The sequence below is a fragment of the Solibacillus sp. FSL W7-1324 genome, assembly GCF_038008025.1.
Classification (GTDB): domain Bacteria; phylum Bacillota; class Bacilli; order Bacillales_A; family Planococcaceae; genus Solibacillus.
Window position 1 is genome coordinate 995,575 of record NZ_JBBOYH010000001.1, and the last position, 15,950, is coordinate 1,011,524.

Here is a 15,950-nt window from a genome sequence, read left to right on the forward strand (position 1 = left end):
ACAATTAAGTAAAGAAGGATGTGACGAACCTTGGTACGTAGTATGACCGGATTCGGCAGGGGGGTCACAACAACGAAACACTTTCAACTCACTGTTGAAATTCGTGCTGTGAATCATCGTTTTTTAGAAATTAATACTAAGTTTCCAAAAGAATGGATGGAATCTGAAGTAATAGCAAAAAAAATGTTGTCGGATGCAGTTTCTCGTGGGAAAATAGATGTTATCATTTTTCTGAAGGAGCTTCATGACACTGAACAGACGATTCAAATTAATTGGTCACTGCTCAATGCTTTTCTCCAGGCAAAAAAGGAATTGTCCCAAACAGTTCCGATGGAGGAAAAGTGGACAATGCAGGAAATTGTAAGTTTGGACCAAGTGTTGCAAGTTGAAAAAATTGAGTTCATGCAGGATGAAATTATCGATGCTGTTAAAAATGCTTTGGCAGAAGCAATCGAGAACCTTATTGCAATGCGTACTCGTGAAGGGCAAGGATTGCAGCAAGTGATGCTGCAGTACAAAGCGGACCTGGAAGCGCAAATAGCTGAAATTCGGCGATATGCTCCGCTCGCAGTTGAAAAATACCGAGAACGTTTAATGAATCGTTTAGAAGAAGTGATAAGCGGTCAATCATTGGACGATCGACTACTTACGGAAGTTGCGATTTTTGCAGAGCGTATTGATATTACAGAAGAGCTCGACCGTTTAGAGAGTCATTTTAATCAGTTATCCGAAACTTTAACTGAAAACATTGCGATTGGACGTAAACTTGATTTCATTATGCAGGAAATGAACCGTGAAATTAATACAATCGGTTCAAAAAATCAGTCTACACAATGCTCAGCTGCAGTAGTGCAGGCGAAGACGATTTTAGAAAAAATGCGTGAACAAGTTCAAAATATTGAATGATATAAAGGAGTTACTTATGAAAAAACAACGTGGATTATTAATTGTTTTATCTGGTCCATCAGGTGTGGGTAAAGGGACAGTACGAAAAGAGCTCTTTTCACAACCGGATACGAATTACGAATATTCGATTTCAATGACAACACGTAATCCTCGCGAAGGGGAAGAAGATGGTGTAGACTATTTCTTTAGAACACGTGAGGAATTCGAAGCGTTAATCGAGCAGGGAGGCTTACTGGAACATGCAGAATTTGTCGGCAATTATTACGGTACACCACTTGCATATGTACAGGAAACGCTAGAAGCAGGACGCGATGTATTTTTGGAAATTGAAGTCCAAGGAGCAGCACAAATTCGTGAAAAAGCACCAGATGCGTTGTTTATCTTTTTAGCACCACCAAGCATTTCCGAACTGGAACAACGTTTGGTTGGTCGTGGTACGGAAACAGAAGACGTAATCGCCCGTCGTATCGCTACTGCTCGTGAAGAAGTTGAAATGATGAGTTTGTATGATTACGTTGTAGAAAACGACCAAGTTCAAAATGCATGTGATAAAATAAATGCTATCATAATAGCAGAACACTGCCGTCGTGAACGTGTTGAAAAACGCTATTTGTCAATGTTGAGAGGAGAATGAAACCATGTTATACCCATCAGTAGATAATTTGAAAAAACAAATCGATTCTAAGTATTCTTTAGTGAGCTTAGCATCAAAACGCGCGCGCCAAATGCAAGAAGAGGGCGGCGAGCACTTAAACTCATACATTTCTTACAAGCCAGTAGGAAAAGCATTGGAAGAAGTAGCTGCCGGAAAGCTTCGCAAAGTTCAACAAGACGCTTCAACTGTTTACGAAGACGAAATCTAGTTGGTAATGTAAAAAGAATACTCCCTGAGTAGAAGCTCCCTAAGAATTTTTCTTTGGGAGCTTATCCTTTGAAAGGACGGTAAAATAATGAAAAAAAACAATATACTATTGTGTGTTTCGGGCGGGATTGCCGTATATAAAGCGGTTGCGTTAGTGAGCAAACTGTCTCAGGCAGGCTTTAATGTAAAAGTAATCATGACAGCTTCTGCACAGAAGTTCGTTACTCCTTTAAGCTTCCAGGTGATGTCTAAAAACGACGTATTTTTTGATACTTTCGATGAAAAAGATTCCAATGTTATTGCGCATATTGATTTGGCGGATTGGGCGGATTTAGTGATCGTCGCTCCTGCCACTGCCAATATGATTGCGAAAATGGCACATGGTATGGCGGATGATATGGTGACAACGACTTTACTAGCAACAACTGCACCTGTATGGGTGGCACCGGCGATGAATGTACATATGTATGAGCACCCGGCCGTTTTACGGAATATTGCACAACTTCATGAAGATGGCATCCGCTTTATCGAACCGTCTGAAGGATTTTTGGCATGCGGCTATGTAGGAAAAGGACGTCTGGAAGAGCCGGAAAAAATTACGGCCATTGTAGAAAAGTATTTTCGTGAACTAACTGGAAGCGATGGACAATGAGATTCGCACAAGTAATCGTTGATGTTTCCGCATACCCAGTTGACCGTCCTTTCGATTATTTAATACCTGAAGATTGGGAAGAGCTGATTGACATTGGCAGTCGCGTCAAAGTCCCATTCGGTCCGCGTAATGTGCTTGGATTTGTCGTCGGCATTACAGCTGAATCGGACGTACCGGCAGAAAAAATAAAGCAGATTTCGGAAATACTTGATTTGGAATCTATTTTAACTGAAGAAATGCTGAGCTTGGCAAAATGGCTGAAGCGTCAAACAATCTGTTACGAAATAGATGCATTACAAGTAATGCTGCCGGGTGCATTGCGGGCGAAGTATGAAAAGTATGCAGTTTTGCAAGGTGAAGTATCGCAATTACCGCAAATGCTGCAGTCCTATTTCGAGAAAACGGAAAAAGTGAATCTAGCCCAATTTGAAAAGGCCAATTTATTGAGACCGGTAAAACGCGCCGTAAAAGACGGTCTGCTCATTATAGAAAATGTAGTGAAACAAAAGGGCCAAGTAAAACAAGTGCGTAAAGTGCAAATTTATTCACGCGAACAAATAGAAGATATAATCGAACAAATGGGGAAACGGGCACCGAAGCAGCGGGCAATATTGGAATGGATGAAGGAACATGCAGGAGCCGTTGTTTTACCGGAACAAATATACGAAGCCGTTCAAGTGACAAGCAGTGTACTAAACAGTGTCATTGAAAAAGGGGCAGCAGCGTATATACAAGAAGAAGTTTACCGTGATCCGTTTACGAAGGAAGTTGTAAGAACGGACTTTTTACAATTAACAGATGAGCAAGATGTGGCACTGAAAAAAATTACGGAAGCAATCGATGATAAGCGTCAAGAAACATTTCTTCTCCACGGCATTACAGGCAGCGGGAAAACAGAAGTGTATTTACAGGCGATTCAGCGTACAATCGCAGACGGCAAAGAAGCAATTGTGCTCGTGCCTGAAATCTCATTGACACCACAGATGACAGAGCGTTTCAAATCGCGTTTCGGCAATGAAGTAGCCGTTATGCATAGCGGTTTGTCAGTCGGTGAAAAATATGATGAGTGGCGAAAAGTACAGCAAGGGAAAGTAAAAGTAGTTGTAGGCGCCCGATCAGCAATTTTTGCACCGTTTAAAAATCTCGGTCTGCTTATATTGGATGAAGAACATGAGTCAACATACAAACAGGAAGATTCACCGCGCTACCATGCCCGGGATGTCGCAATCTGGCGTGGTAATTATTATAACTGCCCTGTTATTTTAGGGAGTGCGACACCTGCATTAGAATCGTTTGCGCGTGCAAAAAAAGGTGTATACACATTGCTGACGTTGTCTCAACGGGCCAAAAATCAGGCATTGCCGTCTGTTCAGATTATCGATATGCGTGAACAGCTTCAGGCTGGAAACCGCTCGATGTTTTCCGAACCGCTTATGGAAGCGTTACGTGACCGTCTCGAAAAAAAAGAGCAGACCGTCCTGTTTTTAAATCGTCGCGGCTATTCATCGTTTGTATTATGCCGGGATTGCGGGACAACGGTGCAATGTCCGAACTGTGATATTTCGTTGACATATCACCGCTATCAGGAAAAGCTGAAATGCCATTATTGCGGTCATGATGAATACATTCCGGAAACATGTCCTGAATGCCAAAGTGAAAACATCCGTTATTTCGGTACCGGTACGCAAAAGGTAGAAGAAGAAATTTACAAGCTGTTTCCTGAGGCACGTGTCATGCGTATGGATGTCGACACGACCAAACAAAAAGGGGCACATGAAAAAATGCTCGATGCGTTCGGTCGGGGCGAAGCAGATATTCTGCTCGGTACACAAATGATCGCTAAAGGACTTGATTTTCCGAATATTACACTAGTCGGCGTGTTAAGTGCCGATACATCGCTTCATTTACCGGATTACCGGGCTGCAGAAAAAACATTCCAGCTTATGACGCAAGTGAGCGGACGGGCAGGACGCCATAATAAGCTTGGTGAAGTATACATCCAAACGTATACTCCTGAGCATTATGCAATCCAGCTTTCAAAGGATCAGCATTATACACCGTTTTATGAACGTGAAATGCATGCAAGACATCTTGCCGGATATCCGCCCTATTATTATATTGCGCTAGTTCAAGTAACACATGAAGACGTCATGTTTGCTGCAGAATATGCAGGGCGGGTCGCGGAGTATTTGCGTTCCAATTTATCATTCAATGTATCTGTTATTGGACCGACAACAGCCAGTATCGCCCGCCTCCAAAATAGATATCGTTATCAATGTTTGATAAAATATAAAGTAGAGCCAAATTTGATTCCCGTTCTTTTACAGCTTATAAAACTGTATCGATCGGAATGGATAAAAAAAGGCATTGTGCTAACAGTTGATTTAGATCCGACAATGATCTAATGCATATAGAAAGAGGTATTAAAATGGCAATTAAAGAAGTAGTGAAAAACCCAGCAAAAGTATTATCACAAAAAACGAGAGAAGTTGAAGTAATCGATGAAAATATCATTCAACTTTTAGATGATTTATATGACACGATGGTAGAAAATGACGGTGTAGGAATCGCTGCACCGCAGATTAATGTTGATTTACGTGTAGCAATCGTAGAATTAGGCGAAGATATTTTAGAAATGATCAACCCGATCGTTATTGAAACACGTGGTGAAGAAGAAGATGTGGAAGGCTGTTTAAGTTTTCCGGACCTGTTCGGAATGGTCAAGCGTCCAAATTACGTAAAAATTGAAGCATCCGACCGTGAAGGCCGTGTTTATGAACTTGAAGCTGAAGACTTTGAAGCACGTTGTATTTTGCATGAAATCGATCATTTAGAAGGCGTTTTATTTGATTCTAAAATGACGCGTGTATTAACAGAGGAAGAAATAGAAGAGCTATACGCGGACGCTGAGGAGGAGTAATCGATGACAAAAATCGTATTTATGGGAACACCTGCCTTTTCAGCACCGATTTTGCGCATGCTTCATGAAGAAGGCTATGACATCGCAGCAGTTGTAACTCAGCCTGACCGTCCAGTTGGTCGTAAAAAAGTATTAACGCCACCACCTGTGAAAGAGGAAGCATTACAACTAGGTTTACCGGTTATTCAGCCTGAAAAGCTGCGCGGTTCACAGGAGCTGGAAGAAATTTTAGCGTTAAATGCAGACCTTGTTGTAACAGCGGCATTTGGACAAATTTTGCCGAAAGAACTGCTTGATGCTCCACGATTAGGCTGTATTAATGTCCATGCATCATTATTGCCCGCATACCGAGGCGGTGCACCGATTCATCAGGCAATTATTGATGGCCAGGCAACAACAGGTGTAACAATTATGTATATGGCGGAAAAACTGGATGCTGGTGATATTATTTCACAAAAGGAAATTGCCATTGAGGATACGGACAATACAGGCACAATGTTTGAGAAATTAAGTGCGGTTGGCCGTGAATTATTAAAAGAAACAATGCCATCGATTATTAATGGAACAAATGCCCGCATTCCACAAGATGAGTCACTCGTAACATTCGCGCGCAATATTAGCCGTGAACAGGAGTTGATTGATTGGAATAATGAAGCACGTGCATTGTATAATCAAGTGCGTGGATTGCACCCTTGGCCTGTCGCCTATACGACATTTGAAGGGGCTAACTTTAAAGTCTGGGCGGCAAAAGTTGGAGAAACTTCAACAAACGCTGTACCAGGAGAAGTCGTGAAAATCGAAAAAGATCACTTTGAAGTAGCGACAGGAGATGGTGGTACATTAGCGCTGTATGATGTACAACCAGCAGGTAAAAAGCGCATGACAGCAGAAGAGTTTTTACGTGGTACGGGCTCGAAATTACAGATTGGGGACCGTTTTGAATGAGTAAAAAGAAACAAGTGATTTGGGACGGTAATGTTCGGGATGCCGCTTTAACGATTTTATTGACAGTCGACAAAAGCCAGGCATACAGCAATTTATTATTACACCAAACAATTGAGAAATATAAAATCGATGCGAAAGACCGTGGCCTTTTAACAGAGCTCACATATGGAACATTGCAGCATAAACTGACACTGGATTATTATTTGGAGCCATTTATCCGCGGGAAGGTGGATATTTGGGTGCGCTGGCTGTTGCGTATGTCACTCTATCAAATGCAGTATTTAACACGTATTCCTGCACATGCTGCAGTAAATGAAGGAGTGGAAATTGCAAAGCGCCGCGGCCATAAAGGGATTGCCTCAATGGTGAACGGGATTTTACGTTCGATTTTACGTGAAGGTGTTCGTTCGACCGATTTAATAGAAGATGCAAATGAGCGTCTGGCAGTGGAAACGAGTCATCCGCAGTGGCTCGTTGACCGCTGGGTGGAAAGCTACGGCTATGATAAAACACGTGAAATGCTTCTTGAGAATAATATTGCACCATTGCAGACAGTACGTGTCAACACGACAAAAGCGACTGTCGAACAAGTTTTGACGACACTTGAACGTGAAGGTGTAAAAGCGCGCCGCAGTGAATTTATACCCGAATGTCTGCATCTTGAAAACGGTCAGGCAGCACGTACAGGAGCGTTCCGCAATGGACTTATTACAATTCAGGATGAAAGCTCGATGCTGCCGGCAAAAGTGCTGAATCCGCAGCCTGGCATGAAAGTACTCGATATGTGTGCAGCACCAGGCGGAAAAACAACACATCTTGCAGAAGTGATGAAAAATGAAGGCTCGATTTTAGCGACCGATCTACATCCTAAAAAATTGGATTTAATCGAGGAAAACGTTGCGCGTCTAGGATTGGATATTATCGAAACAGCCCCTCTTGACGGAAGAAAAGCCGCAAGCTTTTTACAAAAGGAAGGCTATGATGCGATTTTGGTCGATGCACCATGCTCAGGCTTGGGCGTAATGCGACGCAAGCCGGATATTAAATATACGAAGCGCGAAGAAGATTTAGAGAGCCTGCAAACAATTCAGCTTTCTATTTTAGATAATGCAGTCCAGCTATTGAAACAAGACGGACGATTAGTGTATTCAACATGCACAGTAGACCGCAGTGAAAATGAAGGTACGGTACAAGCCTTCTTAAAAGAGCACCCTGAAATGAACTTGGTGCCAATTGAAAATTTACCGACACAACTAGAAGCGAAGCAACAGGACGGGATGCTGCAAGTATTCCCGCAAGATATAGGCAGTGACGGATTTTTCGTAGCTGCATTCGTAAAAAAAGGAGCGTCCAATTAACTAATGGAGCAAGAACAATTAAAACAATTTGATGAACGAATTCAGGATTTAGTGGAAGAAACAGCAGATAAGCCAGTACGTCGTGCGAAAAAAGAAAAACCTCAGTTAAAACCTTCGATCTATTCATTACGTCTGGATGAAATGAAGGAATGGCTGACAGCAAATGGAGAAAAGGCTTTCCGTGCTGCACAGATTTATGAATGGCTTTATGAAAAACGTGTTCAAACGTTTGAAGAAATGTCCAACTTACCGAAAGCATTACGCGAAAAACTGGAAGCGGAGTTTGCTTTAACAACACTTTCAACAATTATTAAACAGGAATCAAAAGACGGTACGATCAAGTTTTTATTCCAGCTGCAGGACGGCTATTCAATTGAAACAGTATTGATGCGTCATGATTACGGAAATTCAATTTGTGTAACAACACAAGTAGGTTGCCGTATTGGCTGTACATTCTGTGCATCTACTTTAGGTGGCTTGAAACGTCATTTAATGGCAGGAGAAATTGTCGAGCAGGTCGTAAAAGTACAGCAACAGCTTGATGAAACAGACGAGCGTGTATCATCAATCGTAATTATGGGAATCGGCGAGCCGTTTGATAATTATGATGCAATGATGAACTTCCTTAAAATCATGAATGATGACAAAGGATTAAATATTGGTGCCCGTCATATTACGGTTTCGACTTCAGGGATTGTACCAAAAATTTACGAATTCGCAGATGAAGGTATGCAAATTAACTTTGCGGTTTCACTACATGCACCAAACCAAGAGGCGCGTCAGAAATTAATGCCGATTGCAAAAGCATATAAATTAGAAGAATTGATGGAAGCAGTAAAATACTATACAAAGAAAACAGGACGTCGTGTCACATTTGAATACGGTTTAATGTCAGGGCAAAATGATACAGAAGAAGTAGCATTGGAACTGGCGAAGCTGATTAAAAATGTGAAGTGTCATGTTAACTTAATTCCGATTAACTACGTGCCGGAGCGTGATTATATTCGTACATCACGCAGTAAAATTTTTGCTTTTGAAAGAACGCTTAAAGAGCAGGGGATTAACGTAACAATCCGTCGTGAGCAAGGTGCAGATATTGCAGCTGCATGTGGCCAGTTACGTGCACAGGAACGATCACACGAAACAAAGTAGGTGGACTATAGTGAACTTTACAGTGGAAAGTGATATTGGGTTAAAGCGAAAAATAAATGAAGATCGGGCCGCGTTTTTTGAGCGCCCCGATCATTTTAAGCTTGCGATTTTAGCAGATGGTATGGGTGGTCATAATGCTGGTGATGTAGCGAGTGAAATGGTTATTACCGAAATGCATGAACTCTTTAAACAGGAAAATGCAGAAAGTTTTGCAACAAAACAGTTAAAGCTGGAATGGTTGCGTAATGCGGTGTCACATATTAATCAGAAAATATATCATTACTCATTAACACATGAAAATTGTCAAGGTATGGGAACGACAATGATTGCGGTGTTGCTTGACAGGAATGATTGCACGATAAGCCATGTCGGCGATAGTCGTGTATACCATATTACAAACGAAACAGTAAAGTTAGTAACGAGAGATCATTCTTATGTAAATATTTTATTGGAAAATGGAGAAATTAGTGAAGAAGAGGCACAAAATCATCCTCAACGGAACTTTATATTAAAAGCACTCGGTACAGAAATTTCAATTGAACCTGATTTTTATGAAATGACTTTATCAAATGAGGCCTTTTTACTCATTTGTTCTGACGGGTTAAGTAATAAACTTTCTACAGAGGAAATGGGCCAAATTATTACTATGCCGGTTACCATTCAGGAAAAAGGAAAAAAATTAGTTCAAATTGCAAATGATCGTGGCGGAGAAGATAATATTTCCCTTATCTTAATGACAACGGTGCAGGAGGTGTAACAATGCTAGTAGGAAAACATATAGGTGGCCGATATAAAATTTTAAAGTTAATTGGCGGAGGCGGGATGTCAAATGTCTATTTGGCACACGACATTATTTTAAGTCGTGACGTCGCAATTAAAATATTGCGTTATGATTTATCAAATGAAGAAGAATTGCACCGTCGTTTCCAGCGTGAAGCATTGTCTGCAACAAGTCTGACTAATCCAAATATCGTAAGCATCTATGATGTTGGCGAAGATGAGGATATGCACTACATTGTCATGGAATACATTAAGGGGAAAACATTAAAACAATACATACAAGAGTTTTCACCTTTATCTGCAGCACGTAGCGTCCATATTATGAAGCAGCTAACATCGGCGATTGCCCATGCACATGAAAACGGCATCATTCATCGAGATATTAAGCCACAAAATATATTGATGGACGAAGAAGGCAACGTAAAAATTACTGATTTCGGGATTGCGACATCGCTTGGAGCAACGAGCTTCACGCAAACGAACTCAGTCATCGGAACTGTTCATTATTTATCGCCGGAGCAGGCGCGCGGCGGTTTAGCAACAATGAAGTCTGATATATATGCACTTGGGATTGTCTTTTATGAGCTATTAACAGGAGAATTACCATTTTCAGGGGAATCTGCTGTATCTATTGCGTTAAAGCATCTGCAGGCGGAAACACCTTCAGTACGTGAACTCGATGCAAGCATTCCGCAAAGTGTGGAAAATATCGTATTAAAGGCTACAGCAAAAGATCAAAACCACCGCTACAGCAATGCAGAAGAGATGGAAGAAGATTTAAATACATGTTTATCAATACAGCGGGTGAATGAGCCTAAATTTATGCCGCCGGTAGATGACGGAGCGACAAAACTGATTCCGATTATAAAAGATCCAAAGCCTGTTCCTATCCCAGTGAAGGAGCCGTCTACCAATCTAACAGAACAAACAGTCCGGATTGATTCAAATCCGCCGGTCGAAGAAGAACCGAAGCCGTCAAAACCAAAAAAGAAAAAGAAAAAGAAGAAATGGCCGCTAATTGTTGGGCTTTTAGTTCTTTTAACAATTGGTGCTGTAGTAGCAGCTGTCCTCCTGACTCCAAATAGAGTCGTTGTAGAAGATGTGACAGATATGACGGTTGAAGAAGCGATTCGAATTTTGGAAGAGCAGGGCTTCGTGATAGGAGAACAGGAAGAACGCAACAATGAAGAGATTGAATCCGGAAATGTCATCGAAACGAACCCGCAGGCAGGTCGGGAACGTGAAAAAGGCACGACAGTTGATTTAATTGTCAGCATCGGTAGGGAAATGACGAAGATGGAAGATTTCGTCGGTAAGCAGCGTGATGAGGTAATGGATGCTTTAGAAGAATTTAACGACTATGATTTCAAAGAAGAATATTCTACAGAGCATCCAGCAGGCGAAATTATCGCTCAAACACCTGAAGCCGGAGAGGAAATTCACGTCAATGAAACGGATGTTGTGTTAACAGTCAGCAGAGGTCAGGAGCAAGTAACGGTACGTGACTTAATGGCATTTAATGAAGCAAACCGTTCAGAATATGAAAAAAGCTCAGGATTTAAAGTGAATGTGACAGGTGAGGAATATTCGGAAAAACCGGCCGGTGAAGTTATCAGTCAAACACCAAAAGCAGGTACAAAGCTCGAAAAAGGTGGCACAATCAACGTTGTCATCTCTAAAGGACCGAAAGCTAAGCAGGAAAAGTTCTATACAAACACAATTGAAATTCCGTATGAGCCTTTTGAAGAAGGAATAGAACAAGAGGTATCGATTTACATTCAGGACAAAACACGTACGATGGCAGAGCCAGTAGAAACAATCACAATTACTGAAGATACTTTATATACAATTAAGTTGGTTATTGTTGAAGGGGATAAAGCAGCCTATCAGATTGTACGGGATAACAACGTAATCGAAAATAAAACAATTACTTATGAAGAATTGGCGGAATAAGGAGGAATTGGATGGCGCAAGCCCAAATTCGAAAAGCATTAAGCGGCTATTATTATGTTGAAAAAGACGGCGATTTAATTCAATGTCGCGCTCGTGGGATTTTCCGTAATCGCGGAGAATCTCCACTTGTCGGCGATTTTGTGGAATATTCGTATGACGGTGAATCAGATGGTTCAATCGATAAAATTCTGGAACGCCAAAATGAACTTGTTCGGCCTCCTATTGCGAATGTAGATCAGGCCTTACTAGTGTTTTCCGCAAAAGAACCAGATTTTAATACAGTCCTGCTCGACCGTTTTTTAGTCGTGCTTGAGTCGTTCCATGTACAGCCGATCATTATTTTAACGAAAATGGATTTATTGAATGATGCTGAACGGGCACATTTACAAAACTATATTGACGATTATAGGGCAATCGGCTATGACATTATCGAAACTTATATTGATGATCCAACATTGCTGGAAAAGATTGAACCTTATTTGCAGGAAAAAACATCGGTGCTTGCCGGACAGTCAGGTGTCGGAAAGTCTACATTGTTAAATACATTGCTTCCTGAACTAGATTTAAAAACAGGGATTATTTCAAAAAGTTTAGGACGAGGAAAACATACGACACGTCATGTAGAGCTTATTGAAGTATGTGGAGGGCTATTGGCAGATACGCCAGGCTTCAGTTCTTTCGATTTTGAAATGATAGAAAAGGAAGAGCTGACATCTTGTTTACCAGAGTTCGAGCGAATTAGCGAGAATTGTAAGTTCCGTGGCTGCCTGCATATAAAGGAACCGAAATGTGCGGTAAAACAAGCGGTGGAAACTGGTGAAATCCGTTCGTACCGCTATGAGCACTATGAACAAATTTTACAAGAAATTATTGACCGAAAGCCGAGGTATTAGACATGATTAAAATTGCACCATCAATTTTAGCAGCAGACTTTGCAAAGCTAGGACAAGAGGTAAAAGAAGTAGAAGCAGCAGGAGCAGAATTGATCCATATCGACGTAATGGACGGCCATTTCGTTCCGAATATTTCATTTGGTGCGATTGCATTAGAAGCAATTCGTCCCCTTTCTACATTACCGATGGACGTACATTTAATGATTGAAAATCCTGATCAGTATATTGAACAATTTGCGAAAGCGGGAGCAGACTACATTACGGTACATGTTGAAGCATGCCGACATTTGCATCGTACAATCCAGCTGATCCGTTCATTTGGTGTTAAACCGGGTGTTGTATTAAATCCGCATACGCCGATTGAAACGATTCAGCATATTTTGGAAGATGTTGATATGGTGCTGTTTATGACAGTTAACCCGGGCTTTGGCGGGCAAAAGTTCATTGAATCCGTTGTGCCGAAAGTAGAAGCACTATCGAAAATCATTAAAGAACGTGGCCTGAATATCGAAATCGAAATTGATGGCGGCATTAACGCTGAAACAATCGTACCTTGTGCAAAAGCGGGGGCAACGGTGTTTGTTGCGGGTTCAGCTATTTACAGTAAAGAAGATCGCGCACAGGCTTTACAGGAAATTAAACAAGCAGGATTAGCGGCAATTCAATGATTGTTGCCATCTGCTCAGGCGGCCCCGTACATGAGGTCGCCTTTTCTTTAACACCGGATATATGGATTGGAGTCGACCGGGGTGCATTGTATTTAGTGGACAAAGGGATACGGCCACATAGCATTGTCGGCGATTTTGATTCTATTACAGCGGAGGAATTTGCGCGGATTTCCGAAGCAGTAGACCATGTGGAACAGTTTCAGGCTGAAAAAGACGAGACGGATACAGACCTAGCCTTGCTGAAGGCTCTTACATATGAACCGCAGGAAGTCTTTTTGACCGGTGTTACAGGCGGACGCTTAGATCATTACGAAGCTTCGTTAAGGTCTGTTTTCCTTATGCAACAGCAGTATCCTCAAATTACTTTTAAAATCATGAATTCTCATAATATCATTCAATTTTTACTGCCGGGTACGCATATTTTGACAGAAGATCATCATACCTATGTTTCGTTTTTTGCCTATGGAAAGACGCTTCAGAACGTAACATTGCGCGGGGTTAAATATGAAACAACAGATGAAGTGATTGAGCAGGGGACAACGCGTTTCACAAGCAATGAAATAATAGGTACAGGGTCTATTTCATTTGAGGAAGGCATATGTTTAATGATAAAGAGTAAAGATTAAGGAGGAACAACGCTGAAAGTATATACATTCCAAATGCCTAAGTGGTTAAGCGGTGTGGCAAGAGGCTGCGTGAAGTTGTTTCGTAGAGATAAAAAAGAAAAATAAAGATCCTGGCTACAGCTCATAGCGATTATGGGCTGTATTTTTTTGTTATTCAGGAAAGTATATCCAATCGCATATGGATAACCTGGAAATAAGTATTTGTCCACGTCCAGGCTAAAGCGCCAGCTCCATGGACATTTCAGTCCCTCCGTGCAAAAGTGGGGAACCTTGACCGGGCACTTTAGTGCATTTTTTATTATTTGCAAAAAAATAGAGTATCAGCAATTGCTGATACTCTATACGCGATTATACGCGCTCGATTTTACCTGATTTTAAAGCACGAGCAGAAACCCATACACGTTTTGGCTTACCGTCAACTAAGATACGAACTTTTTGAAGGTTAGCACCCCAAGTACGTTTGTTAGCGTTCATAGCGTGTGAACGGTTGTTGCCTGTACGAGCTTTACGGCCAGTAATTACGCATTGTTTTGGCATTGTAAAATTCCTCCTTACAGCTGAATCTGAAATCTTTATTTCAGTTCGTTATTTCACATACCATAATAATTTAACATACAGAGGCAATGAGTGCAAGACATTTTGCACAACCTTTCAAGAAAAAAACCTTTACACCCCATTTTGCTTATTCGGGATTAAAAACTTCCTGGAAAAGGTAATGTACACTATAAACGAATTGCTTAGGAGGAAGCAATTATGAAAAAATGTATGGTCATCATCAATCCTACTTCAGGAAAAGAAAAGGCAAGTGACTACGAAAAGAAAATTATCGCACAATTACATAATTATGAAGTTGTCGTAAAAGAAACTACAGGTGAAAAGGATGCAACCCGTTTTGCTAAAATGGCATGCGACGAGAAATATGATGAGGTTATTTTAGTCGGGGGAGACGGTACGGTAAATGAAGGGATCAACGGCATTGCAGAACAGCCCCACCGCCCTGTTGTAGGGATCATTCCATTGGGGACGGTCAATGATTTTGCCCGTGCATTGGATATTTCGCTTGATCCGGATGAGGCGATTGCGTTACTCGGCGGGAAAACAACAAAAGCAGATATCGGGAAAGTGAATGATTATTACTTCACGAATGTCATTGCAATCGGATTATTGGCAGAAGCGGTCGGCGATGTGACGTTGGAACAAAAAACGTCGCTTGGTTCGCTCGCTTACCTATTTGAAGGTGTAAAAGCGGCTATACAAAATGATACTTATGAAATGGAAGTTAAAGCAGACGGAAAAACGTATAAAGAAGATATGATGCTCTTCATATGTGTTTTGACCGATTCAGTCGGAAGCTTCCGTCACATGAATGAAGAAGCTGATAAATCTGACGGTCTCCTGCACGGATTTATTATTAAAAGTACGAACACGCTACAAGTGGTAGGCACAGCTAAAAACCTGCTGACAGGCAATTATGAGGATGATGATAATATTATTAAATTCAATGCACAGGAAATGCATGTTAACGCGAATGAAGCACTTCCGCTGAATGTTGACGGTGATTTAATCAGCCAACTTCCGGCGAAAATCTCGATTTTGCATAATCATCTCGAATTTTATACAAAATAAACCATCGTGATTCATTTCATGAATGCTTCTTTGTATAACAACCGGAAATAGTCAAATACTCTAATTAGATTGTACTAAAAAATTATTATAATATGATGTTGGTCTGATTAAAAATAAAGAGCAGTTTAATTAAGAGAAATTTTAAAAAACGACTTCAGGCTAGACGTAGATGAACGTTTTCTTTTATAATCGACTTTTGTGTAGTACAATATAAATTAGTCAAATAGAGCCAAGGGGGCATTCACTATGTCAGTAGAATTAAATAACGAATTCGGTCATATTGATATATCCAATGATGTTATTGCTCAAATTGCTGGTGGAGCAGCGATTGAATGCTATGGCATTGTAGGCATGGCATCAAAACATCAAATTCGTGATGGTTTAACAGATATTTTACGAAAAGAGAATTTCGCAAAAGGTGTGCTCATTCGCCAAGAAGGTGATGACTTACATATTGATATGTACATTATTGTAAGCTATGGTACGAAAATTTCTGAAATCGCTTATCAAGTACAATCCAAAGTAAAATATACAGTAAATAAAACATTAGGTATGAGCGTTAAATCAGTTAATATTTTTGTTCAAGGCGTTCGTGTTGCGAATGTGTAA

16 protein-coding genes and 1 pseudogene are annotated in these 15,950 nt (G+C 40.9%); 16 read left to right on the plus strand and 1 reads right to left on the minus strand.

All coding sequences use genetic code 11. From position 1 onward, the window contains the following. The first annotated feature begins 30 nt into the window (after positions 1 to 30). The 14 genes and pseudogenes from MKY71_RS04690 (at position 31) to MKY71_RS04755 (ending at position 13,715) form a co-directional block, all read left to right on the plus strand. A complete protein-coding gene (locus MKY71_RS04690) occupies positions 31 to 906 on the plus strand; it encodes a YicC/YloC family endoribonuclease (RefSeq protein WP_339175495.1) in 876 nt (291 codons plus the stop codon). A gap of 16 nt (positions 907 to 922) precedes the next feature. Further along, on the plus strand, positions 923 to 1,540 hold the full coding sequence (gmk, locus tag MKY71_RS04695; RefSeq protein WP_339175496.1) for a guanylate kinase: 618 nt from the start codon (positions 923 to 925) through the stop codon (positions 1,538 to 1,540). A 4-nt stretch (positions 1,541 to 1,544) separates the two neighbouring features. Further along, positions 1,545 to 1,769: a DNA-directed RNA polymerase subunit omega gene (gene rpoZ, locus MKY71_RS04700; RefSeq protein WP_079525096.1), complete on the plus strand. Its 225-nt coding sequence runs from the start codon at positions 1,545 to 1,547 to the stop codon at positions 1,767 to 1,769. Between the two features lie 87 nt (positions 1,770 to 1,856). Next, positions 1,857 to 2,396: pseudogene (gene coaBC / locus MKY71_RS04705) on the plus strand (bifunctional phosphopantothenoylcysteine decarboxylase/phosphopantothenate--cysteine ligase CoaBC); the annotation flags it as partial. Positions 2,397 to 2,416: 20 nt separating this feature from the next. Next, positions 2,417 to 4,825 carry a primosomal protein N' gene (priA, locus tag MKY71_RS04710; RefSeq protein WP_340731740.1) on the plus strand — a complete coding sequence of 803 codons (2,409 nt, stop codon included), beginning with the start codon at positions 2,417 to 2,419 and terminating at the stop codon, positions 4,823 to 4,825. 23 nt (positions 4,826 to 4,848) lie between these two features. Continuing rightward, positions 4,849 to 5,340 carry a peptide deformylase gene (gene def, locus MKY71_RS04715; protein WP_340731742.1) on the plus strand — a complete coding sequence of 164 codons (492 nt, stop codon included), beginning with the start codon at positions 4,849 to 4,851 and terminating at the stop codon, positions 5,338 to 5,340. 3 nt (positions 5,341 to 5,343) lie between these two features. Then, a complete protein-coding gene (gene fmt / locus MKY71_RS04720) occupies positions 5,344 to 6,285 on the plus strand; it encodes a methionyl-tRNA formyltransferase (RefSeq protein ID WP_340731744.1) in 942 nt (313 codons plus the stop codon). Then, positions 6,282 to 7,643 (plus strand): 16S rRNA (cytosine(967)-C(5))-methyltransferase RsmB, encoded by a 1,362-nt coding sequence (rsmB, locus tag MKY71_RS04725; RefSeq protein WP_340731746.1) that lies wholly within the window; start codon positions 6,282 to 6,284, stop codon positions 7,641 to 7,643. The genes fmt and rsmB overlap by 4 nt, the downstream gene beginning before the upstream one ends. Positions 7,644 to 7,646: 3 nt before the next feature. Then, on the plus strand, positions 7,647 to 8,795 hold the full coding sequence (gene rlmN, locus MKY71_RS04730; protein ID WP_339175503.1) for a 23S rRNA (adenine(2503)-C(2))-methyltransferase RlmN: 1,149 nt from the start codon (positions 7,647 to 7,649) through the stop codon (positions 8,793 to 8,795). A 10-nt stretch (positions 8,796 to 8,805) separates the two neighbouring features. Continuing rightward, positions 8,806 to 9,552, plus strand: a complete 747-nt coding sequence (locus MKY71_RS04735) for a Stp1/IreP family PP2C-type Ser/Thr phosphatase (protein ID WP_339175504.1) — start codon at positions 8,806 to 8,808, stop codon at positions 9,550 to 9,552. 2 nt (positions 9,553 to 9,554) lie between these two features. Further along, complete coding sequence (gene pknB, locus MKY71_RS04740; RefSeq protein ID WP_340731747.1) at positions 9,555 to 11,528, plus strand: Stk1 family PASTA domain-containing Ser/Thr kinase; 1,974 nt, start codon at positions 9,555 to 9,557, stop codon at positions 11,526 to 11,528. An 11-nt stretch (positions 11,529 to 11,539) separates the two neighbouring features. Continuing rightward, positions 11,540 to 12,421 (plus strand): ribosome small subunit-dependent GTPase A, encoded by an 882-nt coding sequence (rsgA, locus tag MKY71_RS04745; protein ID WP_340731748.1) that lies wholly within the window; start codon positions 11,540 to 11,542, stop codon positions 12,419 to 12,421. A gap of 2 nt (positions 12,422 to 12,423) precedes the next feature. Then, positions 12,424 to 13,089 (plus strand): ribulose-phosphate 3-epimerase, encoded by a 666-nt coding sequence (gene rpe, locus MKY71_RS04750; RefSeq protein ID WP_340717597.1) that lies wholly within the window; start codon positions 12,424 to 12,426, stop codon positions 13,087 to 13,089. Next, a complete protein-coding gene (locus MKY71_RS04755) occupies positions 13,086 to 13,715 on the plus strand; it encodes a thiamine diphosphokinase (RefSeq protein WP_340731749.1) in 630 nt (209 codons plus the stop codon). The genes rpe and MKY71_RS04755 overlap by 4 nt, the downstream gene beginning before the upstream one ends. A gap of 348 nt (positions 13,716 to 14,063) precedes the next feature. On the opposite strand, the gene rpmB is transcribed toward MKY71_RS04755, so the two are convergent. Further along, entirely contained in the window at positions 14,064 to 14,252 is a 189-nt protein-coding gene (gene rpmB, locus MKY71_RS04760; protein ID WP_004227417.1) for a 50S ribosomal protein L28, read from the minus strand. Between the two features lie 216 nt (positions 14,253 to 14,468). On the opposite strand from rpmB, the gene MKY71_RS04765 reads away from it, so the two are divergent. Next, a complete protein-coding gene (locus MKY71_RS04765) occupies positions 14,469 to 15,341 on the plus strand; it encodes a diacylglycerol/lipid kinase family protein (protein WP_340731750.1) in 873 nt (290 codons plus the stop codon). Between the two features lie 246 nt (positions 15,342 to 15,587). Beyond that, the gene (locus MKY71_RS04770) at positions 15,588 to 15,950 is read left to right on the plus strand and encodes an Asp23/Gls24 family envelope stress response protein (RefSeq protein WP_008403339.1); all 363 of its coding nucleotides are present in this window, start codon (positions 15,588 to 15,590) and stop codon (positions 15,948 to 15,950) included.

Coding starts and splice junctions, on each gene's coding strand:
- gmk (WP_339175496.1), top strand. CDS start 923: ATGAAAAAACAACGTGGATTATTAATTGTTTTATCTGGTCCATCAGGT.
- rpoZ (WP_079525096.1), top strand. CDS start 1,545: ATGTTATACCCATCAGTAGATAATTTGAAAAAACAAATCGATTCTAAG.
- priA (WP_340731740.1), top strand. CDS start 2,417: ATGAGATTCGCACAAGTAATCGTTGATGTTTCCGCATACCCAGTTGAC.
- def (WP_340731742.1), top strand. CDS start 4,849: ATGGCAATTAAAGAAGTAGTGAAAAACCCAGCAAAAGTATTATCACAA.
- fmt (WP_340731744.1), top strand. CDS start 5,344: ATGACAAAAATCGTATTTATGGGAACACCTGCCTTTTCAGCACCGATT.
- rsmB (WP_340731746.1), top strand. CDS start 6,282: ATGAGTAAAAAGAAACAAGTGATTTGGGACGGTAATGTTCGGGATGCC.
- rlmN (WP_339175503.1), top strand. CDS start 7,647: ATGGAGCAAGAACAATTAAAACAATTTGATGAACGAATTCAGGATTTA.
- pknB (WP_340731747.1), top strand. CDS start 9,555: ATGCTAGTAGGAAAACATATAGGTGGCCGATATAAAATTTTAAAGTTA.
- rsgA (WP_340731748.1), top strand. CDS start 11,540: ATGGCGCAAGCCCAAATTCGAAAAGCATTAAGCGGCTATTATTATGTT.
- rpe (WP_340717597.1), top strand. CDS start 12,424: ATGATTAAAATTGCACCATCAATTTTAGCAGCAGACTTTGCAAAGCTA.
- MKY71_RS04755 (WP_340731749.1), top strand. CDS start 13,086: ATGATTGTTGCCATCTGCTCAGGCGGCCCCGTACATGAGGTCGCCTTT.
- rpmB (WP_004227417.1), bottom strand. CDS start 14,252: ATGCCAAAACAATGCGTAATTACTGGCCGTAAAGCTCGTACAGGCAAC.
- MKY71_RS04765 (WP_340731750.1), top strand. CDS start 14,469: ATGAAAAAATGTATGGTCATCATCAATCCTACTTCAGGAAAAGAAAAG.
- MKY71_RS04770 (WP_008403339.1), top strand. CDS start 15,588: ATGTCAGTAGAATTAAATAACGAATTCGGTCATATTGATATATCCAAT.